At 67.7% G+C, this 23,956-nt stretch carries 15 protein-coding genes, 1 tRNA gene and 2 pseudogenes; 4 read left to right on the forward strand and 14 right to left on the reverse strand.

Annotation, left to right across the window (positions count from 1 at the left end; translation table 11 throughout):
- Positions 1 to 8: 8 nt before the first annotated feature.
- A complete protein-coding gene (locus Bsp3421_RS23700) occupies positions 9 to 1,001 on the reverse strand; it encodes a YVTN family beta-propeller repeat protein (RefSeq protein ID WP_274003925.1) in 993 nt (330 codons plus the stop codon).
- An 86-nt stretch (positions 1,002 to 1,087) separates the two neighbouring features.
- Positions 1,088 to 5,206 carry an ATP-dependent RNA helicase HrpA gene (gene hrpA / locus Bsp3421_RS23705; RefSeq protein WP_274003926.1) on the reverse strand — a complete coding sequence of 1,373 codons (4,119 nt, stop codon included), beginning with the start codon at positions 5,204 to 5,206 and terminating at the stop codon, positions 1,088 to 1,090.
- A gap of 23 nt (positions 5,207 to 5,229) precedes the next feature.
- Here hrpA and argA point away from each other — a divergent pair, with 23 nt between their 5' ends.
- Entirely contained in the window at positions 5,230 to 6,588 is a 1,359-nt protein-coding gene (gene argA, locus Bsp3421_RS23710; RefSeq protein ID WP_274003927.1) for an amino-acid N-acetyltransferase, read from the forward strand.
- A 51-nt stretch (positions 6,589 to 6,639) separates the two neighbouring features.
- Positions 6,640 to 6,915: an oxidative damage protection protein gene (locus Bsp3421_RS23715; RefSeq protein ID WP_274003928.1), complete on the forward strand. Its 276-nt coding sequence runs from the start codon at positions 6,640 to 6,642 to the stop codon at positions 6,913 to 6,915.
- A 71-nt stretch (positions 6,916 to 6,986) separates the two neighbouring features.
- Here the strand turns inward: Bsp3421_RS23715 and Bsp3421_RS23720 are convergent, their stop codons facing one another.
- The 3 genes and pseudogenes from Bsp3421_RS23720 to Bsp3421_RS23730 form a co-directional block, all read right to left on the reverse strand.
- Entirely contained in the window at positions 6,987 to 8,432 is a 1,446-nt protein-coding gene (locus Bsp3421_RS23720; protein WP_274003930.1) for an MFS transporter, read from the reverse strand.
- A gap of 84 nt (positions 8,433 to 8,516) precedes the next feature.
- Positions 8,517 to 9,707: pseudogene (locus tag Bsp3421_RS23725) on the reverse strand (CaiB/BaiF CoA transferase family protein); the annotation flags it as partial.
- A 17-nt stretch (positions 9,708 to 9,724) separates the two neighbouring features.
- The gene (locus tag Bsp3421_RS23730; RefSeq protein WP_274003931.1) at positions 9,725 to 11,482 is read right to left on the reverse strand and encodes an acyl-CoA dehydrogenase family protein; all 1,758 of its coding nucleotides are present in this window, start codon (positions 11,480 to 11,482) and stop codon (positions 9,725 to 9,727) included.
- Positions 11,483 to 11,592: 110 nt separating this feature from the next.
- Here Bsp3421_RS23730 and Bsp3421_RS23735 point away from each other — a divergent pair, with 110 nt between their 5' ends.
- Positions 11,593 to 12,492 carry a LysR substrate-binding domain-containing protein gene (locus Bsp3421_RS23735; protein WP_274003933.1) on the forward strand — a complete coding sequence of 300 codons (900 nt, stop codon included), beginning with the start codon at positions 11,593 to 11,595 and terminating at the stop codon, positions 12,490 to 12,492.
- A 192-nt stretch (positions 12,493 to 12,684) separates the two neighbouring features.
- Positions 12,685 to 12,759: transfer RNA gene (locus Bsp3421_RS23740), tRNA-Val, on the forward strand.
- Between the two features lie 430 nt (positions 12,760 to 13,189).
- Here Bsp3421_RS23740 and Bsp3421_RS23745 read toward each other — a convergent pair.
- The 9 genes and pseudogenes from Bsp3421_RS23745 to Bsp3421_RS23785 form a co-directional block, all read right to left on the reverse strand.
- Positions 13,190 to 14,959: a histidine kinase gene (locus Bsp3421_RS23745; protein ID WP_274003934.1), complete on the reverse strand. Its 1,770-nt coding sequence runs from the start codon at positions 14,957 to 14,959 to the stop codon at positions 13,190 to 13,192.
- 87 nt (positions 14,960 to 15,046) lie between these two features.
- A complete protein-coding gene (locus Bsp3421_RS23750) occupies positions 15,047 to 16,414 on the reverse strand; it encodes an HD domain-containing phosphohydrolase (RefSeq protein WP_274004332.1) in 1,368 nt (455 codons plus the stop codon).
- A 366-nt stretch (positions 16,415 to 16,780) separates the two neighbouring features.
- Positions 16,781 to 17,595: pseudogene (locus tag Bsp3421_RS34480) on the reverse strand (SDR family NAD(P)-dependent oxidoreductase).
- A 169-nt stretch (positions 17,596 to 17,764) separates the two neighbouring features.
- Positions 17,765 to 18,244 (reverse strand): DUF2846 domain-containing protein, encoded by a 480-nt coding sequence (locus Bsp3421_RS23760; protein WP_274003938.1) that lies wholly within the window; start codon positions 18,242 to 18,244, stop codon positions 17,765 to 17,767.
- Positions 18,245 to 18,370: 126 nt separating this feature from the next.
- The gene (locus Bsp3421_RS23765) at positions 18,371 to 19,663 is read right to left on the reverse strand and encodes an NAD(P)/FAD-dependent oxidoreductase (RefSeq protein WP_274003939.1); all 1,293 of its coding nucleotides are present in this window, start codon (positions 19,661 to 19,663) and stop codon (positions 18,371 to 18,373) included.
- Between the two features lie 12 nt (positions 19,664 to 19,675).
- A complete protein-coding gene (locus tag Bsp3421_RS23770; protein WP_274003942.1) occupies positions 19,676 to 20,596 on the reverse strand; it encodes an ABC transporter permease subunit in 921 nt (306 codons plus the stop codon).
- Positions 20,593 to 21,507 (reverse strand): ABC transporter permease subunit, encoded by a 915-nt coding sequence (locus tag Bsp3421_RS23775; protein WP_274003943.1) that lies wholly within the window; start codon positions 21,505 to 21,507, stop codon positions 20,593 to 20,595. The genes Bsp3421_RS23770 and Bsp3421_RS23775 overlap by 4 nt, the downstream gene beginning before the upstream one ends.
- Positions 21,504 to 22,658: an ABC transporter ATP-binding protein gene (locus Bsp3421_RS23780; RefSeq protein WP_274003944.1), complete on the reverse strand. Its 1,155-nt coding sequence runs from the start codon at positions 22,656 to 22,658 to the stop codon at positions 21,504 to 21,506. Before Bsp3421_RS23780 ends, Bsp3421_RS23775 begins: the two co-directional genes overlap by 4 nt.
- A gap of 179 nt (positions 22,659 to 22,837) precedes the next feature.
- Complete coding sequence (locus Bsp3421_RS23785; protein WP_274003945.1) at positions 22,838 to 23,956, reverse strand: polyamine ABC transporter substrate-binding protein; 1,119 nt, start codon at positions 23,954 to 23,956, stop codon at positions 22,838 to 22,840.

Genomic DNA, 23,956 nt, shown 5'->3' on the forward strand with positions numbered 1-23,956 from the left:
CGCGTGCATCAGGCGCCGTTCGGCGCCGTCACGGGCGCGCGATCGAAGAAGTAGATGCCGTGCGGGGAGCGCCCCACGGGAATCGTCTGCACCAGCTTGCGGGTCGCGAGGTCGATGATCCCGACCTTCTTCGCGAAGCGGAACGTGACCCACAGCGACTTGCGGTCGGCGGACAGCTCCATGTCGTCCGGCCCCGGCAGGAGGCCCGTGATGTCGCCGACATTGGTCAGCGTGTTCTCGTCGATGATGCTGATGGTGTTCGCCACGCGGTTCGTGACCGCGACGTGGGTGCCGTCGGCGAGCGAGCGGAAGTTGTGCGCGCCCTTGCCGGTCGGGATCGTCTTCACGACCTTCTGGTTGCGCCAGTCGACCACCGCGACGTAATCCGCGCCCGTCATGCCGATCAGCACGTACTTGTCGCCCGGGGTCATCCACAGGCCGGCCGGCACCTTGCCGACCTTCATCTTCCACTTGACGGTCTGCGTGGCCAGGTCGATCGCGGCCAGCTCGCCCGACACCTGCAGCGACACCAGCACGGTCTTGCTGTCCTTCGTGAACGCCAGGTGGCTCGGCATCACCTCGAGCGGCACGCGCTTCGCGAGCTTCACGTCGCGCCCGTCGTAGCTGTAGATGTCCACCCGGTCGAGCCGCAGCCCGGCCGCGACGAACCACTTGCGATCGGGCGAGAAGCCGAGCTGGTACGGATCGTCGATCCCCTCGACGGTGCGCTGCAGCTTGCCCGTCTTCGGATCGAGGAACATCAGGCTGTTCGAAACCGAATTCGCGACGATCAGCGAGCCGTTGTCGGGCGTCGCCATCAGGTGATGCGGCTCCTTGCCGGTCGGCATCGTGCCGATCACCTGGCGTGTGTTCTGGTCAATGAGGGACAACGTCGCTTCGGCCGAATTCAGGACGATCACGTTGTTCGCGAAGGCGGCGACGGGCGCCAGGACTGCTGCGGCCAGCGCGCACGCGCGGCCGAGGGAAAAAAGAGTACGCATGAAGACTCACGTCGTGGAACAACCGTCATTGTAGAACGTCCGGGGGCGCCGCCCGGTTGACGCGCGGCGCCCTGCCCCCGGTTGCATCAACGCTGCATCGATTCCCAGACCTTGTGCAGACGCTTCACAGAGACCGGCATCGGCGTGCGCAGTTCCTGCGCGAACAGAGAAACACGCAGTTCCTCGAGCAGCCAGCGGAACTCCGCGAGCCGCGCGTCCGCGACGCCGCCGCGCTGCGACACCGCGCGCTGGTAGTGCTGCGCGAGCGGCTGCAGGTCGGTCATCTGGCGCGCGTCGCGGGCCGGATCGGCCTTCAGCTTGTCGATCCGCAGCGCGATGCCCTTCAGGTAGCGCGGGAAATGCGCGAGCTGAGGATACGGCGTGTCGATCACGAAGCGCTTGCCGATCAGCGCGCCGAGCTGCGCCTGCATGTCCGCGTGCGGCGCCCCGAACGCCTTGGCCTGTGCGAGCTTCTTCGCGAGCCCCGCGTATTCGGCGAGGATCTGCCCGACGAGGCGCGCGATCTCCTGCGCGAGCAGGTTCAGGCGGCTGCGCCCCTCGTCGCGGCGCGCATGGAAGCTCGCGTCGTCGTCCGGCAGCGGCTCCTGCAGGCAGGCGCGGTCGAGCGCGGTCTCGATCAACTGGTCGCGCAGCGCCTCCTGGGTGCCGAGCGCCATATAGTGCATCGCCATCTCGCGCAGCCCCGGCAGGTTCTTCTCCAGGAACTTGATCGGTTCGCGCAGCTGCAGCCAGAACAACCGCCGCAGCCCCGCGCGATGGATGCGCGCCGCCTCCTCCGGCGAATCGAACACCTCGACATCGCAGTGCGCGCCGCGATCGACGAGCGCCGGATAACCGAACAAGGTCTGGCCGCGCCGCCGGATCTCCAGCAGCTCGGGCAGCTTGCCGAAGTTCCAGGTCGTCAGGTTTTCGTAAAGTGCGGTCGCACCCGCCTCGGCGCCCGGCGCGCCGGGCGTCGCCGCGCCGCCCGCCGGCGCGGTCTGCGGCCCCGTCGGCTTGCCCGGCGCCGCACGCGCGGGCCGCGCGCCCGGCGCAGGCGCGTCGTCGGCCGTCGCCTCGCCCGCCGGCGCGAGCGTCGCGCTCGCCGCGATCTTCTGGAAATGCTGCTGCGCCTGCGCGCCCAGCTCGGCGCGCAGCTGCGCGAGATTGCGGCCCATCGCGAGCTGGCGGCCGTGCTCGTCGATCACCTTGAAGTTCATGAACAGGTGCGCGGGCAGCGTCTCCAGCTTGAAGTCGCCGCTCTTCATCGCGATCTGGGTCTGCTCGCGCACGTCGGCGATCAGCACCTCGACCAGCCCGCCCGCGCCGAAGCGCGCGCCGGCCGTGCGCTCGACGAAACCCGCCGCATACTCGGGCAGCGGCACGCAGTGGCGGCGCAGCTTCTGCGGCAGCGACTTGAGCAGCAGCTGCACCTTCTCCTTCAGCATGCCCGGCACCAGCCATTCGGCGCGGCGCGCGTCGACCTGGTTCAGCGCGAACAGCGGCACCGCGAGCGTCACGCCGTCGCGCGGCGAGCCCGGCTCGAAGTGATAGCCGAGCGTCATCTCGACGCCGGCCATGGTCGCCCGCTTCGGGAACAGGTCGGTCGTCACGCCCGCCGCCTCGTGGCGCATCAGGTCGTCGCGCGACAGGTACAGCAGGCGCAGCCTGTCCTCGGGCTGGCCGCTCTTCTTCACCTCGTCGCGATACCAGCGCTCGAACGCCGCGCCCGTGTGGATGCCCTCCGGGATCGCCTGGTCGTAGAACGCCTGGATCAGCGCGTCGTCGACCAGCACGTCCTGGCGGCGCGACTTGTGCTCGAGCTGCTCGATGTCGGCGAGCAGCTTGCGGTTGTGCGCGAAGAACGCGAGCTTGGTGTCGAACTCGCCGTCGACGAGCGCGCCGCGGATGAACAGCTCGCGCGCGCGGGCCGGATCCTGGCGGCCGAACGCAACCCGCCGCCGGTGATAGATCGTGAGCCCGTACAGCGTCGCGCGCTCGAACGCGCTCACCTGCGCGGGCCGTTTCTCCCAGTGCGGCTCGGACAGCGATTTCTTCAGCAGGTGCGCGCCGACCTTCTCGACCCACTCCGGTTCGATCTTCGCGATGCAGCGCGCGTACAGGCGGCTCGTCTCGACCAGTTCCGCCGCCATCACCCAGCGCCCCGCCTTCTTGACGAGCGCCGAACCCGGCCACAGGAAGAACTTGATGCCGCGCGCGCCGAGGTAGTGCGGCTCGTCGTCCGCCTTCAGCCCGAGATTGCCGAGCAGGCCCGTCAGCAGCGCGAGGTGGATCTGCTCGAAGGTCGCCTCGGTCTCGTTCAGGCGCCAGCCGTGCTCGCGCACCACGGTCAGGAGCTGCGAATGGACGTCGCGCCACTCGCGCAGCCGCACGTGCGACAGGAAATTCTGGCGGCATGCGTCGATCAGCTGGCGGTTCGACTTCTTGTGCGCCACCGCCTCCTCGAACCACGCCCAGATCCGCAGCCACTGCAGGAACTCGGAGCGCTCGTCCGCGAAGCGCCGGTGCGCCTGGTCGGCCTGCTCCTGCGCCTCGATCGGCCGGTCGCGCGGATCCTGCACCGACAGCGCGCTCGCGATCACCAGCACCTCGCGCAGCGCCTGCTGGTCGCGCGCGGCCAGGATCATCCGGCCGACCCGCGGGTCGAGCGGCAGGCGCGCCAGCTCGCGGCCGAGCGGCGTCAGCGCGTTGTCGTCGTCGACCGCGCCCAGCTCGTTGAGCAGCTGGTAGCCGTCGGCGATCGCGCGGCCGGGCGGCGGCTCGATGAACGGAAACGACTCGATCGCCGACAGATGCAGCGACTTCATCCGCAGGATCACGGCCGCCAGCGACGAACGCAGGATCTCCGGATCCGTGAAGCGCTGCCGCGCCTGGAAATCGCTCTCTTCATAGAGGCGAACGCAGACGCCGTCGGCCACCCGGCCGCAACGGCCCGCGCGCTGGTTCGCGGCGGCCTGCGAAATCGACTCGATCTGCAGCTGCTCGACCTTGTTCCGGTACGAATAACGCTTGACCCGCGCGAGGCCGGTGTCGACCACGTAGCGGATCCCCGGCACCGTCAGCGAGGTCTCGGCGACGTTGGTCGCGAGCACGATCCGGCGCGCGTTCGAGGCCTTGAACACGCGCTCCTGCTCCGCCGCCGACAGCCGCGCGAACAGCGGCAGGATCTCGGTGTGCGGCGGGTGGTGCTTGCGCAGCGCCTCGGCCGCGTCGCGGATCTCGCGCTCGCCGGGCAGGAACACCAGCACGTCGCCGGGGCCTTCGCGGCACAGCTCGTCGACCGCGTCGACGATCCCGTCCATCAGGTCGCGCTCGGCCTCGCGCGCGCTCTTCACGCGGTCGCGGCCGGACGCCGCGCCCTCGGCATGGCGCACGGCGGCCGGGCGATCCTCCGCGATCGGCCGGTAGCGCATCTCGACCGGGTACAGGCGGCCGCTCACCTCGATCACCGGCGCGGGCCGCGCGTCGCTGCCGAAATGGCGCGCGAAGCGGTCGGCGTCGATGGTCGCCGAAGTGACGATCAGCTTCAGGTCCGGCCGCCTGGGCAGGATCTGCCGCAGGTAGCCCAGCAGGAAGTCGATGTTCAGGCTGCGTTCGTGCGCCTCGTCGATGATCAGCGTGTCGTAGGCCTTGAGCAGCGGATCGGTCTGGGTCTCGGCGAGCAGGATGCCGTCGGTCATGAGCTTGACGGACGCACCCGGCGCGAGATTGTCGGTGAAGCGCACCTTGTAGCCGACCACCTCGCCGAACGGCGTGCCCAGCTCCTCGGCGATGCGCCGCCCGGTGGACGACGCGGCGAGCCGGCGCGGCTGGGTGTGGCCGATCAGGCCGCCGCCGCCCGCGCCGAGGCCGCGGCCGAGCGCGAGGCAGATCTTCGGCAACTGCGTGGTCTTGCCCGAGCCGGTCTCGCCGCAGACGATCACGACCTGGTGGGCGGCGATCGCCTGCGCGATCTCGTCGCGCTTGCCGGAAACCGGCAGGCTCTCGGGAAACGTGATGGGCGGCACCGGGTTCGGCGCGGCCTTCGGACGGGCCGCGCGCGGAGCCTGGGCGGCGCGCGGCGTCTGACCGGAAGGAGGCTGCGGGCGCGGCTGCCGCGCACGCGGCGCCGGCGCGCCGTCGGGGCGCGGCTCCGCCTGCGCATCTGCCCGCTTTTGTGCGGGGCTTTTGGGTACATTCGACATGGGGGCGCATTATAATCCCGCCCATGAATTCCCAAACCGACCTCCCCACCGCCCAGTCAGGCGTCGACGACGCCGCCGGCCACGCCCAGTTCGTCGACTGGATGCGCTCCGTCGCGCCCTATATCCACAGGTTCCGCAACAGCACGTTCGTGGTCGGTTTCGGCGGCGAAGTCGTGCAGCAGGGCCTCCTCAACGCCCTGGTGTCCGACATCGCGCTGCTGCAGGCGATGGGAATCCAGATCGTGCTGGTGCACGGCTCGCGGCCGCAGGTCGAGGAGCAGCTGAGCCTGCACGGGGTCGAGTCGGCGTTCTCGCACGGCCTGCGCATCACCGACGCGCGCGCGCTCGAATCCGCGAAGGAAGCGGCCGGCGAAGTGCGTCTCGACATCGAGGCGGCGATCAGCCAGGGCCTGCCGAACACGCCGATGGCGCACGCGCACATCAGCGTGGTGTCCGGCAACTTCGTGACCGCGCGCCCGGTCGGGATCCTCGACGGCGTCGACTTCGCGCACACCGGCATCGTCCGCAAGATCGACGCCGAGTCGATCCGCCATTCGCTCGCGAGCCGCAAGCTGGTGCTGCTGTCGCCGCTCGGCTTCTCGCCGACCGGCGAGGCGTTCAACCTGTCGATGGAGGATGTCGCCTCGGCGGCGGCGATCGCGCTGCGCGCCGACAAGATCATCTTCCTGACCGAGACGCCCGGCATCGTCGACGAGACGGGCGAGCTGGTCCGCGAAATGTCGCTCGACGCGGCGGCCGACCTGCTCGACTCCGGCGACCTGCAGGGCGACGACGCGTTCTTCCTGCGCCATTCGATCCGCGCGTGCCGCGGCGGCGTGACCCGGGCGCACCTGATTCCGCAGGCGCTCGACGGCAGCATGCTGCTGGAGCTGTTCCTGCACGACGGCGTGGGCACGATGATCTCGTACGAGAACCTCGAAAGCCTGCGCGAAGCGACGCCGGACGACGTCGGCGGCATCCTGACCCTGATCGAGCCGCTGGAGACGGACGGCACGCTGGTGCGGCGCGGCCGCCACCAGATCGAGCGCGACATCGATCACTTCTCGGTGATCGAGCACGATGGCGTGCTGTTCGGCTGCGCGGCGCTGTATCCGTATCCGCTCGAGAAGATCGGCGAGATGGCCTGCCTGACCGTCGCGCCCGAGGCGCAGGGTTCGGGCGACGGCGAGCGGCTTCTCAAGCGGGTCGAGCAGCGCGCCCGCGCGCGCGGCCTCACGCACATCTTCGTGCTGACGACCCGCACCGAACACTGGTTCCTCAAGCGCGGCTTCGTCAAGGCCACGGTCGACGACCTGCCGGAAGACCGCCGCAAACTCTATAACTGGCAGCGCAAGTCGCTCGTGCTGATGAAGCAGCTCTGAGCGGCGCCGAGCGCCCGCCCTCCCCCAGTCCGATTACAGGAGAAGTACACGATGGCCCGTATGATTCAATGCGCGAAGCTCGGCAAGGAAGCCGAGGGACTCGATTTCCCGCCGCTGCCCGGCGAACTCGGCAAGCGCCTTTATGAAAGCGTCTCGAAGGAAGCCTGGCAGGGCTGGCTCAAGCAGCAGACCATGCTGATCAACGAGAACCGCCTGAACATGGCCGACCCGCGCGCGCGCCAGTACCTGATGAAGCAGACCGAGAAGTATTTCTTCGGCGATGGCGCGGACCAGGCGTCCGGCTTCGTGCCGCCGCCCCAGGCCTGACCGATCCGGCGGGCCGCGCGCGACGCGCGCGCTTGCCCGCCCCCTCGCCGCGGCCCGCCCAGGCGGGCGGCTCAGCCGGCTTCCAGCCCCTTGGCCCCGCCGGCCGTGCCCTGCGGCCGCGCCGCCTCCCGCTCCCGCTCCCGCTCCCGCTCCCGCTCCCGCTCCCGCTCCCGCTCCCGCTCCCGCTCCAGTTCCAGCTCGTCCGCCCGCTCCACCGTGGACAGTTCGTTCGCGCGATGGCCGGTGCGCGCGAGCAGCGCCAGCATGCAGGCGAGCGACACGAGCGCATAGAGCGCCGACACGAGCGCGACCGCGCCGATGCCGCCCGTCGCGTTGAGCAGCGCCTGCGCGAGCACCGGCGTGCCGCCGCCGATCAGCAGCGAGCACAGCTGGTAGGACAGCGACAGCCCCGTATAGCGCACGTTGACCGGGAACACCCTGGCGAGCATGCCGCCCACCGCCGCGTAGTACATCGCCGACGGAATCGTCGAGAGCACCATGCCCGCGAGCGCGATCGCATAGGAACGGGTTTCGATCGCGTGGAACATCACGGGCATCAGCACGCACTCGGGAATCAGGATCGCGCACATCGCGCGCCGCATGTCGACCCGCGACACGAGCCACGCGCCGATCGGCTGCACGCAGAACTGCACGATGATCGAGATCGCCAGCATGCCGAGGAAGGTGCTCTGCGCATAGCCGAGCTCCTTGGTTGCCCAGGACAGCGCGAAGGTGCTGCGGAAGTAGGTGACGTGAATCACCGGCAGCGCGCCCGCCGCGAGCAGCACGGTCGGCCAGTGGTGCCGCAGCACCTCGGCGAGCGGCAGCTTCACCGTGCGGTTGCGCTTGAGCACGCGCTGCATGTCGGCCGATTCGACGAGCTTGAGGCGGATCACCATGCCGACGATCACCAGCACCGCCGACAGCAGGAACGGGATGCGCCAGCCCCAGCCGACGAAGATGGGCGTCGGCAGCATGCTCAGCGCGAAGAACGCGCCCGTCGCCAGCAGGTTGCCGGCGGGCGAACCCTGCTGCGCGAACGCCGCGTAGAGAATGCTCTTGTGGCGCGGCGCGTTCTCGCTCGCGATCAGCACCGCCCCGCCCCACTCGCCGCCGACCGCGATCCCCTGCAGCACGCGCAGCAGCACGAGACACACGGGCGCCCACGCGCCGATGCGGTCGTAGCCGGGCAACAGGCCGATCGCGGTCGTCGCGAGCCCCATCATCACCAGCGTGATCACGAGCGCCTGCCGGCGGCCGACCCGGTCGCCCAGGTGGCCGAACACGATCCCGCCGATCGGCCGCGCGACGAAACCCGCCCAGAACGTGACGAACGCGAGCAGCGTCGCGACGCCCGGCGCCATCTGCGGCGAGAAGAACACCTTGCCGAACACGAGCGCCGCGGCCGTGCCGTAGATGTAGAAGTCGTACCACTCGATGGTCGTGCCGACGAAGGCGGCGATCGCGGCCCGGCGCGGGGAATTGCCCGGCGCGCGGGGTTCGTGCTGAGGGTTCATGCTTGTCTCCTGGTTGCTGGGGGCGTGGCGCGACTGGTGCGCGCCTTGCCGGGGGGGCCGGTTCGCCGCCGGCCGGCGGCGCCGTCATGGATCGACGGCCGACTCCTTCAGCACGCCCGCGTCGAACAGGCGCCGCTGGGTCGCGGCGTCGATGCCGAGCCCGTCGAGCACCGTGCGCGTGTCGCGACCGAGCGCGGGCGGCGCATCGCGGTAGGTCGCGGGCGTGCGCGACAGCCGGATCGGCGACGCCGTGCCGCGATAACGGCCCAGTTCCACCAGCAGCCCGCGATGCAGCGTATGCGGATCGCGCGCGACCGCATCGACGGTTCGCACGGGGCCGCACGGCACCCCTTCCGCCATCAGCGCGCGCGCCAGCGCATCGCACGGCTGCCCGGCCAGCCTCGCTTCGAGCGCCGCCTTCAGTTCCACGCGATGCGCGCAGCGGCGCGCGTTGTCGACGAAGCGCGGATCGTCCGCGAGCGCCGCCGCGCCGAGATGCGCGCACAGGCGCGCGAACTGGCGATCGTTGCCGACCGCGAGAAACAGCGGCTCGGTCGCGGTGCGATAGCTGTCGTACGGCGCGATGTTCGGATGCGCATTGCCGCTGCGCGCCGGCACGGCGCCCGAGCCGAAATGGTTCGGCAGATGCGGATGCAGCAGGGACACGCCGCAGTCGTACAGCGCGATGTCGATCGATTGCCCCATGCCGCTCTGCGCACGCTCCGCGAGCGCGAGCAGGATGCCCGCGAGCGCATTGAGCCCCGTGACCATGTCGACGATCGGCAAGCCGATGCGCGTCGCCGGGCCGTCACGCTCGCCGTTCACGCTCATCAGGCCCGCCATCGCCTGGATCACCGCGTCGTAGCCGGGCAAGCCGCCGAGCGGACCGTCCGGACCGAAGCCCGTGATCGCGCAATGGATCAGCCGCGGCAGCCGCGGCCGCAGATCGCGTGCGTAGTCCATGCCCCAGCGCGCGAGCGTGCCGGGCTTGAAGTTCTCGACCAGCACGTCGGCGTCGTCCAGCAGGCGCCACAGGATCGCGCGCCCCGCCTCCTGCGACAGATCGACCGCGATCCCGCGCTTGTTGCGGTTCACGCCCATGAAGTACCACGCTGCGTCGTCGAGGAACGGCGGCCCCCAGCCGCGCGTCTCGTCGCCGCCCGGCGGTTCGAGCTTGATCACGTCGGCGCCGTGGTCGGCCAGCGCCTGCGTGCAGTACGGGCCGCCGAGCACGCGGCTCAGGTCGACCACCTTCAGCCCCGCCAGCGCGCCGGGCGGCAGGTGCGCGGAACTCATGCGTTCACCTGTGCGTCGTCGAGAAGGCGCAGCGCCGCGTCCAGCGGCACCGGCCGGTCGCCCAGCAGGAGCGCGCCGGCCTCCGCGTCGGCCGCGCCGTCGCGCGGCGCCAGCGGATCGAGCGGCGACAGCTTGTGACGCAGCACCAGGTGCGCGAGCGCGAGCCGCCGATAGTCAGGCGCGAGCCGCGCCCCTTCGTGCGCCAGCAGGATCGCCGTCGTCGCGTGGTACAGCGCCGACCCGGCGGCGCGCACGCGCGCATCGTCGCCCTGCGTCGCCACGCGCGCCATCAGTTCGCATGCGCGCGCCAGGGCCCGTTCCAGCGCGACCTCGCTCGCGGGTGGCAGGCCCGCGTCCGCGAGCAGCCGCGCCAGGTGCGCGCGCAGCGGTTCGAGCGCCTGCTCGCGCGTGACCGCGCGGGCAATGTCGAGCGCGACGATATTGCTCGTGCCTTCCCAGATCGACCCGAGATGCGCGTCGCGCAGCACCCGCGCGTCGCTCCACTCCTCGATGTAGCCGGTCCCGCCGCGCACCTCCATCGCATCGCCCGCGACGCGGCGCGCGTCGCGGCACGCGCGGAACTTGATCAGCGGCGTGAGAATGCGCACGCAGCGTGCCGCCTGCTCGTCGCCCGCGTCCGCGCGCGGCAGCAGCAGCGCGATCTGGATGAACAGCGAGCGCGCCTGCTCGGCGGGCACGAGCATCTTCAGCAACTGCCGCTGCATCAGCGGCATCTCGATCAGCTTGCGGCCGAACGCCTCGCGGTGCCGTGCGATGTGCAGCGCCTCGGTCAGCGCGCGCCGCATCAGGCCCGCCGCGCGCACGCCGTTCGACAGGCGCGACATGTTGATCATGTCCGCCATCTGGTGGAAGCCGCGCCCGACCTCGCCGATCAGGTAGGCGTATGCGCCGTCGAGCGTGATCTCGCCGCTCGCCATCGAGCGGCTGCCGAGCTTGTCCTTCAGGCGGACGATGCGGTAGTGATTGCGCGCGCCGTCCGGCAAGGCCTTCGGCAGCAGAAACAGGGCGAGCCCCTTGAGGCCCGACGGCGCGCCGTCGGGACGCGCGAGCACCATCGCGAGATCGGCATCGGCGTTCGAGCAGAACCACTTGTCGCCGTACAGCCGCCACGCCGTCGCGCCGTCCGCGCCGGTTTCGCGCACCGCGCGCGTCTCGATGCGGGCGACGTCCGAGCCCGCCGCCTGCTCGGTCATGAACATCGCGCCCTGGTACAGCGTGTCGAAATCGCGCGACGCGAGCCGCGGCAGGAAACGCTCGACCAACTCCGGCGCACCGTAGCGGCGCAGCGTGCGGGTCAGCGAATCCGTCATGCTCACCGGACAGCACAGGCCGAACTCGGCCTGCACGAACAGGAAGGTCAGCGCGTACTTGACGAGCGGCGGCGGCGCATCGTCGCGGTGGCTCATCGACGCGAGCCCCAGTTCGGCAAACGCGACGCGCTCGAGCGCGACGTAGTCGGGATGCTTGTCGATGCGCTGCAGCGGTTCGCCGCGCCGCGTGCGGTGCTGCAATTCGGGCGGATGGCGATCCGCGCTCCCGGCCCAGCGATCGAGCTCGTCCGACGCCCGCCGACCCAGCGCATGCAACGTCGGTTCGAGGCGGCGATAGCCCGCGTCGTCGAGGTACAGGCGCAGCAGCGCGGCCAGGTCGTGGTCGGTCGTGAAGAAATTGACGCCGCGGCTGTCGGGGATGTTGTTCGCGCCCGCGGCGAACGCTTCGGTGTTCTCGTGCATGGTGTCGCCTCCTTGTCCGGCCAGCTTAGGAACACCATCGATAAACGTCCAATACAGGATTTATCCGGTACGATAAATAATCCTGATCGATGCAAGCAGGCGGAGGCGGCATGGAACTCAAGCAGTTGCGCTACTTCGTGGCGGTGGCCGAGGAACTGCATTTCGGCCGCGCGGCGAAGCGGCTTTTCATCTCGCAGCCGGCGCTGAGCTTCGACATCCGCAAGTTCGAGGAGGAGCTGGGTGTCGCGCTGCTCGTGCGGACCAGCAAGCGGGTCGCGCTGACCAATGCGGGCGAGGTGCTGCTCGGCGAGGCGCGCCGGTTGTTGCTGCAGGCCGGGGAAGCCGCGCGGCTGACGGTGCGTTCGGCGTCCGGGCTCGGCGGGCGGCTGCGGATCGGCTTCGTCAATTCGATGCTGTACCGCGGCCTGCCGCAGGCGGTGGCGCGCTTCGGCGCGGATCATCCAGGCGTCGAGATCGTGCTGAAGGAAATGAACACGCATGAACAGGTCGACGCGATCCGGCGCGCGCAGATCGATCTCGGCTACGCGCACTGGGGGAGCTTCCCCACTGACATCGCGGCCGAGACGATCTATTCGGAGCCGTTCGAGTGCTGCCTGCCGGCCGGTCATCCGCTCGCGGGCGAGGCGCGGCTCGCGCTCTCGGCGCTCGCGGCCGAGCCGTTCATCCTGTTTCCGCGCGACGTCGCGCCGCATTATCACGACCTGATCATCGCGCAGTGCGTGCAGGCGGAATTCAGCCCGTTGATCCGGCATGAGGCGCGGCTGTGGCAGACGGTGCTGTCGATGGTCGAATTCGGGATGGGGGTCGCGCTCGCGCCGCATGCGCTGCGGAAGGCGCGCGGCGAGCGCGTGTGTTTCGTGTCGCTGCTAGACACGGGATTCGCGTCGCAGACCTTGCAGCTGCGCCGCGCGGATGATGTGGAGCCGGTCGTGGAACGGTTCGCGGGGTATGTGCGGGAAGCGATCGGAGGGCTCGCGCGGGAAGCGTGACGGCATGCGCGGCTTCGCGGCATCCCCGCCCTTCTGCTGCGTGATTGAAAATACTGCTGGATAAAAGTGACGGATTGATTGTAGAATCCCGCTTCTGGTTGCGCCACGGTGCGGTCAGAACCCGCCGCGATGAATTAGTTTCAGAAAGTGCTTTACGAAGTTGGCCAACTCTGACATAATTCAAGGCTCTTTGGGCGGTTAGCTCAGCGGTAGAGCACTGCCTTCACACGGCAGGGGTCACTGGTTCGATCCCAGTACCGCCCACCAAGGATTCATCGGTGTGTGAAGCCCGAAAGATAAAAGGCCCTCAAGCGAAAGCTGAGGGCCTTTTTCTTTGCGCGCAAACCTCGCCGAACACCCTTTGAGGGCGCCGCGAAATTGGCCCAGACAACGATCAACGACTGTCTGGAGCATCCAGTGGCATCAATCTTGAAGCGGGGAAACGATGGGCGCGCGCTCATTCGTCGACGCGCCGCCCCCAACACGCAGGTTTGACACAAAGGCTATAGCCGAAGCCTGGACGCGCCGCATCGAGTCTGAAATGGATCGAGGAACCTTTGTCGGTAGAACGGAAGCGGAGCACAACACGTTTGACGACCTCGCGCAGCGATACACTCAGGAGGCCTCGCCCCATAGGAAAAAGGGTGAGGGGTGACCCGCCAGATCGGCACTTCCGACCCGCACGCCCTTCCGGCACTCAGGTTTTGTCATTCAGCGCGGTGGCGGCAGTGCTGGCAACCCGCTGCCTGACGGGCAAATGCACGGTGAAGGTTGTGCCTCGCCCGGGTTCGCTCTCGACGTCGATGGTGCCCTTATGACGCTCCACGATCCCATGCGACACCGACAGTCCGAGACCGGTGCCTTCGCCGATCGGCTTGGTCGTAAAGAACGGATCGAAAATCCGGCGCTGTACGTCTTGCGACATGCCACTCCCGGTATCGGAAATCGCAATCGCCACCTGGTCGCCCTCCAAGGTCGTCCGAACCGAGATAACACCGCGCCCGACAATAGCCTGCGCCGCGTTGACGAAAAGGTTCATGAACACCTGATTCAATTGCGACGGCAGGCATTCGATCAACGGCAAGTCGCCGAAATCGCGAACCACGTCCGCCTTGTACTTGATCTCGTTATGAACGACGTTCAACGTACTTTCGATGCCGGCATGGATATCGACCATGCTCCAATCGCCGCTGCCAGGACGCGAAAAATCGCGTAGATCCTGCACGATGCGGCGAACACGCGTGGTGCCGTCGATCGACTCGTCGATCAAGGTGATGATCTCGTCCCGAACGAAGTCGATATCGGCGCTTTTCCAGGCATTCAGGAGTGTGTCGCGCGTAGCGGAATCCAGACTGGACATGAGCGTCTCATGAGCCGTCACCACGCCGAGCAGGTCGCGTACCCAGCCACGCAGCGTGTTCAGATTCGAGTTGACGAAGCCGATCGGATTGTTGATTTCGTGCGCGACGCCCGCGGCCAGTTGGCCGATCGAAGCGAGCTTGTCGGATTGCAGCAACTGGACGTGCGTATCCGCCAGCTCGCTCATCAGCCGACGCTGTTCGTCCTTCTCCTGCTCGAGTCTCGCCTGCGCCGACTTGCGCTCCTCGATCTCGCGCTCCATCTTTTCGCGGGTCTGTTGCAGCATCCGGGTCGTCCGCTCGTAACGTTTCAGCGCGCCTTCCAGTTCCGAGGTTCGCTGCTTTACGAGTTCCTCCAGCGTATCCGCCATCCCCCGAAGGAAGGTCGCCCGCGCGTCGAAACGGGAAACCAGCAGCGTTACCACCAGGAGCGCCAGCGTAAACAGCGCAATCGTCGTTGCCAACCACGGCGCATCGATGCCGTTGGCCGCGCCGCATATCGCGTCCGGACCGAAGTTGGCCGCCGCCATCGCTGTGTAGTGCATGCCGCCGATCGCCACGCCCATGACCATCGCAGCGCCGATCCTTCGCACGGTCGCATGTCTTGTATGCTGCGCGCGCAGGGTCTGCGCGATCCACAGTGCCGCCGTGGAGGCCCCGACCGCGATCATGAGCGACGCGGCAAACAGGACCGGGTCGTACGCGATTGCCGGCTGCATGTGCATCGCCGCCATCCCGGTGTAGTGCATGCCGGCGATACCGCCGCCCATCGATGCTCCGCCGACGCACAGGCGGCCCCAGGTCAACAATTCGCGCGTCACAACGCTCAGCGCGAAGTACGACGCGAGTACGGCAAGCAGGAGCGACACGCCGGTCTCGGCGAGGTTATAGCCGAGCGGAATCGGCAGCGAGAACGCCAGCATGCCGACGAAGTGCATCGACCAGATACCCGTTCCCATGGCCGCGGCGCCGCCGCTCAGCCATACGCGCCGCAACTTCGGTTGCTTGAGCAGCGAGATAAAGGCCGTCAAATCGAGCGTTGCATACGACGCCAGCGTCGCAATGCCGAATGACAGCAGAACCAGCCAATGGTTGTACGTACCTTGCATGATCGTAGTCCGAGTCAGAGTGACACAAGGTCGCCACGCCCGGCGATCGACCGCCACGAAGACGGTATCCAATAGCCCCCACCCGCCTCAGCCGGGCTGACCGGCAATTCTCGAGAAGCCGTCCGCTGCCCCGCGCGATGCCTGGATCAGGATCTTGAACGGCGAATCCTCGTGCGCCTCGAAACGGCGGATCAGTTCGATCTGATGGGCCGACATCGCGCTACCCTTGGCCATCAGCAGCACGCCCCGGCGCGTGCGCAGATCATCGGCAAGCCGCATTCCCTCGACCAATCCGGCTGCCGAGACCTCCGATATCGATGCAGCCATGCCGGAAATCACCGGATTTTTCATCAAGGTGATCAAGCGACCAACGACCTGCGGGTCGTAACGGATGCCCGCCTGAGATCGAAGTGCGTCCAGTGCTTGATCGCGGGTATGCTGCACGCCGATATCGCCGTGACACAGCCCGTCGAAATCCCGCGCCACCGCGATGATGCGCGAGCCCAGCGGAATGTCGTTTCCCACGAGGCCATCCGGTATCCCCCGGCCATTGAAGCGCTCAAATTGGTGCCCGATGATCGACGCGACCTGATGCAATTGATCCACAGGTGTCAGAACCATCTGGGCGCGCAACGGGTGCTGGTGGAACAGGTGACGTTCTTCCGTCGACATCTTCGCGATCGGCTTGTGCAATAGCGCGTCGGGCAACGACAATTTGCCTATGCCATGCAACAGGCCGGCGAAATACACCTCCTGTGTCTGCAGCGCGCTCATCTCCAACGACGAGGCGAGATGTTTCGCGATCTCCCCGATCCGCATCGCTTGTCCGCCGCCGCTGCCGCACCGCAGTTCGACCATATTTGCGCAGACCTGCGCCATTGCGGTGAAATTGCTCTTCAGGTCCCGTTGGGCGGCTTCGAGAAACATCACAGTCTGGCCGATCTCCTCGGTACGCGCCCGGACCTGCCGCTCCAATTCGTCATTGAATCGGCGTAGCGTTTCGTTTTGCGTCTGCGTAAGTGCCGCGAGACGCATCGCTTCGGCGCGCAAACGGCGCTGTTCGAGGGCCTGCCCGATCGTCAAAAGCAGATCCTGGTCATCCCAAGGTTTATTCAAATAGCGATAGATCCCACCCTCGTTCACGGCTCGCACAACGGAATCGATCTCCGAGTAGCCAGTCAGCAGGATTCGCATCGTCTCGGGCCACATCGTGCGGCAGCGTGCCAGAAAGTCCGAGCCGTTCATATGTGGCATGCGCATGTCCGATACGATCAGATCGACCTCCGTCGAGGTCAGTAGATCGAGCGCCGCCTCCCCACTCTCCGCCGTTCGCACGTCGTATCGAGCGACTCTTAGAACACGCTTGAGTGCGGACAGAACGTTCGGTTCGTCGTCGACCAGCAGGACCACGGGGGTTGGCGCCGTCTGGCCCGGGATCTGCCCGTCGCTTGCCATTTCATCCAACGGAGGTTCCGGCTTTATTGTTTCATTCATTGTGCGACTCTCCTGGCATGGCCCTCTCATGCGACGCACGACATCGACCACCTATGCGTCTTGATTCGCGAAAACGCCAGCCGATGCCATGTATGAACAGCCCCCATTGGGTAACGGGGCGCCCGCCACCACTCCAGACAATCATGCGTCTATTCAAGCTCAAAAAACGGCCAACAGCCAGTCAAAGCTCATAAGGCAGCTGCAATCGGTCGTCGCGCCTCCTGCAATCGGGGGAAGCGTCGATACCTTTGGTACCGACGTTGCAAGTTACGCTTCCAGTAAGCGTCTCCGCCACTGGGCAAACGTGTGCAGGTGCTGTTTGATCTATCAGTTGCCCTTGGGGGCGCCCTGCGTGCCCGCGCCGACGGCGAACGTCTCCATCTCGATGACCTTGCACCGAATTTCAACCTGCGGAAGCGTGACGGCTGCGGGCAAGCTCAGAACGAAATCGATCGTCGCCACGACATCCTCGACCTGGATCTTCGCCTCGTTCGGGATGCGGCCGTCATTGGTCATGCCGGTATTGACCACACAGGAGCACAGGCAGGTCACGCGCACGTCGAAGGACAACAACTCCTTGTGCAGAGCCTGCGCGTAGCTGATCAACGCGGCCTTGGTCGCCGCATAGACCCCAAGCTTCGGCATGCTCTCCATCCCGGCCATCGGGGAGAGCAGGAAAATCTGTCCGCCACCGTCGAGCCGCATGCGGTTCGCCACGAGATTGGTGACAACCAGCGCGCTGGTGAGGTTGATGTCCACCATGGAGATGACATCCTCGCCGGCAAGGGCCGCCCCCCCCTCTTGAAGACCCCGGCCGAACTTACCACCATGGTGATCCGCATCGTGCCGGACAGGGCTTTCGCGACTGCTTCGTGTACCTGATTCGGAAAACGCATGTCCACGCTGAGCAGTTCAATCCTGCAATCCGGGTGCAGGGCGAGGATCTGGGCCCTGGCCCGAGCAAGCCCGGCAGGATCTCGTGCCGACAGAAGCAAGTTCATACCCCTGCCAGCGACATACTTTGCTACTGCCGGGCCAATCCCTCGGCTGCCGCCGGTGACAAGCGCAGGGCACGCGCCATGCAGCCGGCTCGTTCGCCGCGCCGCCCTGGCCGCCGCTGCCGTAAGGCGCGGCCGGGCCAAAGAGAACCGCCGACCGATCGCGCGCCGGAACGCAGCGGGAAACCGGGCCGGCCCAGGCCGTCGAGGCGGCGCACGCCGAACGCGTCACCGGCAAGCCGCCCCGGCTCCGCGCCTCTTCATCCGAGCCGCCGGCGCGCCCGGCCCGGCCGCTCGCCATCCGCGGCCGCCCTCACTGCGACGCCGCCTCCTTCCCCGCCGCCGCCACCGGCGCCCCGACATACCTGAGCGTCCGCACCACCTGCTGCGCCTGCTCCGACTGCTCCAGCGTCGGCATCAACGGCCCCGCCACCACCGAGTACGGCACGCTCAGCCGCACGTAGCGCGTATCGCCGCCGGCGAGCTTCACCGTGAGCGGCGTGTCGCGTGCGCTCGACGTCGTGATCGTGTACTCGCCGGCCGGCTCGTCGACATAGAAGAACGCCCCCATCGGCATCGTCCCGACCGGCTGGTCGTTCACCCGCACCTGCGAGCCGCTCGCCGCGCCCAGCACGCCGGTCTCGCGGAAGAAATACAGCCGGCCGTGGTCGGCATCGAGCGTCGGTATCGAAGCCGACATGTCCTGATACGGCGTCCCCTGCTGCGTCGCGCAGCCTGCGGCCCCCAGCACCACACCGCCCACCACGCAAAGCACTCGCCAGTTCCGGATCATCGCTGCCTCCTTCATCAGAATGGGGACGCGGCGCCCGCATCCGGCGCCGCGGGTTTGCCACACCATAGCGCCGCCCGACCGTCGCCACTGTTAAATTTGGTGAAGGTCACCCGGCTCCTCCCAACGTTATAGTGCATCCCGGATCCGATACCACGCCATCGCGAGCATCAGCGCGGGCGTCCGCCAGCGCGCGCCGCCCGGGAAATCGCGGTGACGGATCGCGCCGAACAGATCGAAGCGGCCCGCCTGCGCATCGATCGCCTCCGCGATCAGCGTGCCCGCGAGCGCCGTCACATTGACCCCGTGCCCGGAAAAACCCTGCGCGAAATACACGTCCGGTTCGAGCCGGCCGAAATGCGGCGCGCGGTTCATCGTGATGTCGACGAACCCGCCCCACGCGTAATCGACCCGCGCGTCGGCGAGCATCGGGAAGGTCTTCAGCATGTCGGCGCGCATCGCCTGCGCGAGGCGGCGCGGCGGCCAGGTCGAATAGCTGACCTTGCCGCCCCACAACAGCCGGTGGTCCCGCGACAGGCGGAAGTAGTCGAGCACGAACGCGCTGTCGCAGATCGCCGCGCCGGCCGGCATCAGCGCGCGGGCGCGCGCCTCGCCCAGCGGCTCGGTCGCGATCATGTAGGTGCCGACCGGCATGATCTTGCGCGCGAGCGCGGGCGCGAGCCGCCCCAGGTAGGCGTTGCAGGCGAGCACCACGCAGCGCGCGTCGACGCTGCCGGGGCCGGCCGCCACCCGGTAGCCGGCTCCGGTCTTCGCGAACGACGTCGCGCCGCTCTCCTCGAAGATCGACACGCCCGCCTCGCGCGCCGCCCGCGCGAGCCCGAGCGTGTAGTTGAGCGGATGCAGGTGGCCGCTCGCCGCATCGAACAGGCCGCCGAGATAGCGCGCCGAATCGACGTAGCGCGGCAGGTCCTGCCGCTCGACGTACCGGAACGCGTGATCGTCGTAGCGCGCGGCCGCCTCGTCGCGCCAGGCGCGCAGCGCGCGCACGTCGCGCGGCTTGTTCGCGGCGGTCAGGTAGCCGAGCCGCAGGTCGCAGTCGATCGCATGCCGTTCGATCCGCGCCTTGACGAGTTCGACCGCCTCGCGCCCCATCGCCCAGATCCGCTTCACGTCCTCGGCCGGCAGGTGCGCCGCGAAGGTGTCGATCTCGCATGCGTAGCCGCCGATCAGCTGGCCGCCGTTGCGCCCGCTCGCCGCCCATCCGACCCGCGACGCTTCCAGCAGCGCCACCCGATAGCCGCGCTCGGCCAGATTCAACGCGGCCGTCAGGCCCGTGAGCCCGCCGCCGATCACGCACACGTCGGCGCGGATCGCCGCGTCGAGCGGCGGATGCCGGGTCGTGTCGTTGACGCTCGCCGCATAGTAGGACGGCACGTGGGCCTGCTTGACGAAGCTGAGCATCGCGGTCTCCGTTCAAATGGTGGACGCGGAACCGCGCACGCCGAAGCGACCGCCCGCGGGCGACGCGCCCGCGCCGGCGGCCGGCGGCTCGCCCGAGGCCGCGGCGAGCGCGGCGCGCAGGTCGCGCGCGCGCCGCCGCTCGCGCGACAGCATCAGCATGTTGATGCCGATCACGCCGATCGTCACGAGCACGATGAACAGCGTCGCGAGCGCATTCATCTCGGGGTTCAGCCCGAGCCGGACGCGCGAGAACACCAGCAGCGGCAGCGTGGTCGAGCCGGGCCCGGACAGGAACGCCGACAGCACGAGATCGTCGATCGACAGCGTGAACGACAGCAGCCAGCCGGCCAGCAGCGCCTGCGCGATCAGCGGCAGCGTGATCACGAAGAACACCTTGACGGGCGTCGCGCCGAGATCGAGCGCCGCCTCCTCGAGCGCGCGGTCGAGTTCGCGCACGCGCGACTGCACGACGATCGCGACATACGACACGCACAGCATCATGTGGCCGATCCAGATCGTGAGCATGCCGCGCCCGGTCGGCCAGCCGATCAGCTGCTCCATCGCGACGAACAGCAACAGCAGCGAAATGCCCTGGATCACCTCGGGAATCACGAGCGGCGCGTTGATCATCCCGCTGAACAACGTGAAGCCGCGAAAGCGCCCGAAGCGCGCGAGCACGAACCCGGCCCAGGTACCCATCGCGACCGAGGTGCAGGCGGTCAGCAACGCGATCTTCAGCGACAGCCACGCCGCGCCGAGCAGTTCGTCGTCCTTCAGCAGCGCCGCATACCACTTCAGCGAGAAGCCGGACCAGACGGTCACGAGCTTCGATTCGTTGAACGAGTACACGACGAGGCTGATGATCGGGATGTACAGGAACAGGAAGCCGGCCGTCAGCACGGCCACCGTGATCGCCTTGTTCGACTTGATCATCGCGCGCTCCCCTGTTCCTTGACCTGGTAGTACTGGAACACCGCCATCGGCACCAGCAGCAGCAGCACCATCGCGACCGTCACGGCGGACGCCATCGGCCAGTCCATGTTGTTGAAAAACTCATTCCACATCACGCGGCCGATCATCAAGGTGTCCGCGCCGCCGAGCAGCTCGGGGATCACGTACTCGCCGACGGCCGGGATGAACACCAGCAGGCAGCCCGCGATGATGCCGTTCTTCGACAGCGGCAGCGTGATCCGCACGAACGCCTTCCACGGCTTCGCGCCGAGGTCGTAGGCCGCTTCGAGCAGGCGCAGGTCCATCTTCACGAGATGCGCGTAGAGCGGCATCACGAGGAACGGCAGGTAGGAATAAACCATGCCGATGTACACCCCGGCATTGGTTCTGTACAGCTCGATCGGCGTGCTGATGAGCCCCGTCGACAACAGGAAGTTGTTCAGGAGCCCGTTGTTCTTCAGGATGCCGATCCACGCGTACACGCGGATCAGGAACGACGTCCAGAACGGCAGCATGACCGCCATCATCAGCAGGTTGCGCGTGGCCGGGTTCGTGCGCGCGATGCAGTACGCCATCGGATAGCCGATCAGCAGGCAGAACACGGTCGTCACCGCGGCCATCTTCAGCGAACTGATGTAGGTCGCGACGTACAGGCTGTCCTCGATCAGGAACGCATAGTGGCTGAACTGCAGCGTCAGGTTCAGCGCGCCGTCCTTGAGCGCGACGAGTTCGGTATAGGGCGGGATGCCGATGCGCAGATCCGCGAAGCTGATCTTCAGCACCAGCACGAACGGTACCGCGAAGAGCAGCGCGAGCCACAGGAACGGCACGCCGATCACGAACGAACGGCCGGACGACAGGCCGCGTGCGGGGGAGGATGGGAGCGTTTTCATTGGGTCAGCACCACGCCGCTCGCGGGCAGCCAGGAGACGAACACGGTCTCGTCGTAATCGGGCAGTCCGGCCTGCGCGATCTGCGCGCTGGACACGTTCGACATCACCATCTTGCCGCTCGGCAGGCGCACGTGATACAGCGAATAGCTGCCGAGGTACGCGATGTCGGCCACGACGCCGCGCGCCCAGTTGTGCGGCGAGTCCGGCTGTTCGCGCGACAGCGCGATATGCTCGGGCCGCACCGAAATCCCGACCGGCATGCCGAGCGGCCCGGTGACGCCGTGGCTGACGTGGATGCGCGCGTCGAGCGCGTCGCTCTCGACGAAGATATAGTCGGGCTCGTCCTCGACGACCACGCCCTCGAACAGGTTCGTCGAGCCGATGAACTCGGCCGAGAAGCGGCTGTTCGGATACTCGTAGACCTCGCTCGGCGAACCGGTCTGCACGATCTTGCCCTCGCTCATCACCGCGAGGCGATGCGCCATCGTCATCGCCTCCTCCTGGTCGTGCGTGACCATCACGCAGGTCACGTCGACTTTCTCGATGATGTTCACGAGTTCGAGCTGGGTCTTCTGGCGGATCTTCTTGTCGAGCGCCGACATCGGCTCGTCGAGCAGCAGCAGCTTGGGCCGCTTGACGAGCGAGCGCGCGAGCGCGACCCGCTGCTGCTGGCCGCCCGACAGCTGGTGCGGCTTGCGGCCCGCGTAGCGGCTCATCTGCACGAGTTCGAGCGCGTCGCGCACGCGCTCCCTCAGTTCGGCCTTCGGCACGCCTTCCTGCTTGAGGCCGAACGCGACATTCGCCTCGACCGTCATGTGCGGGAACAGCGCATACGACTGGAACATCATGTTCACCGGACGCTTGTACGGCGGCAGCGCCGCCAGGTCCTCGCCGTCGACGAGGATCCGCCCCGAGGTCACGGTCTCGAAGCCCGCGAGCATGCGCAGCAGCGTCGACTTGCCGCAGCCCGAGCTGCCGAGCAGCGCGAACAGTTCGTTCTTCTCGATCGTGAGACTCACGTTGTCGACGGCGACGCTGTCGCCGAACTTCTTCACGACCTGCTCGATCCGCACGAATGCGGCCGCCGGCGCGGACGGCGCATCGGGCGACGCGCGGCGCGCGGTGTCGGGTAAGACCTGGCTTGGGTTCATCGCATCTCCTCCGGTGACGAATCGCGGGCGCGAACGCGTCCGCGCAAAGCGCGGGGCGTTCGCGGGCAATCTCGCGCAAGCGGAAAGCGCGCGGCCGGCGGGTTTCTGCGCCCGGCCGGCGCGCGTGGAAAACGGTGCGACGACGGGCGTCGAGCGACGCCCGGGCCGCGCGCATCATGTCAACGTCCGGCCTTCAACTGCGACCACAGCCGGTTCTCGAGCTTCACGATCACGATCGGCAGCGGCTTCTGGAGCGACATCCGCGCCAGCTCCGCATCGCTCGGATAGGTCGCCGGATCCTGCGCGATCGCGGGCGTCACGAAGCGGCGCGCCGCGCGATTGGCCGACGGATAGAACACCGCGTTCGTGATCGCCGCGTTCACCTTCGGGTCCGACACGTAGTTGATCCATTGCAGCGCGGCCTGCGGATGGGGCGCATCCTTCGGCACCACCATCACGTCGAACCACAGAATGCCGCCCTCCTTCGCGTTCGCGAAATGGATCTCGTAAGGCCGCTTCGCCTCCTTCGCGCGACGCTTCGCGATGCCGACGTCGCCCGACCAGCCGAGCACGACGCACACGTCCTGGTTGACGAGGTCGTTGATGTAGCCCGACGAGCTGAACTGCGTGATGTACGGCCGCACCTTCCTGAGCACCTCGTAGGCGGCGCGGTAGTCGGCCGGGTCGTTGCTGTTCGGGTTGCGGCCCATGTACTGCAGCGTCGCGGCGAACACGTCGGACGCCTGGTCGAGGAACGATACGCCGCAGCCCTTGAGCTTCGACAGGTAGGCGGGATCGAGCACCAGCGCCCAGCTGTCGACGGGCGCGGCCGGCCCGAGCGCCTTGCGCACCGCATCCGCGTTGTAGCCGATGCCGGTCGTGCCGAACGCCCAGGGTACGCCGTACTGATTATCGGGATCGACGTCGGCCAGCATCTTCATCAGCGTGGGATCGAGGTTGACCAGATTGGGCAGCTTCGACTTGTCGAGCTTCTGGTAGACGCCCGCCTCGATCTGTTTGGCCATCGTGTTGGAGGTCGGCACGACCACGTCGTAGCCGGTGCTGCCCGACAGCATCTTCGCCTGCAGGGTGTCGTCGCTGTCGTAGTTGTCGTAGCGGACCTTGACGCCGGTGTCCTGCTCGAAGCCCGGGATCGTGCCCTTCGCGATGTAGTCGGACCAGTTGTACAGATTCAGCTGCTTCTCGGCGGCGCCTGCGCCGGGCGCCGCCAGCGCCGCCAGCGCTGCCAGCAGCGCGACGCCTGCCAGCGCGCCGCGCCTGAAGTGATGTGCGGTCAT

Origin of the sequence: Burkholderia sp. FERM BP-3421, assembly GCF_028657905.1 — a bacterium.
Taxonomy (GTDB): Bacteria; Pseudomonadota; Gammaproteobacteria; order Burkholderiales; family Burkholderiaceae; genus Burkholderia.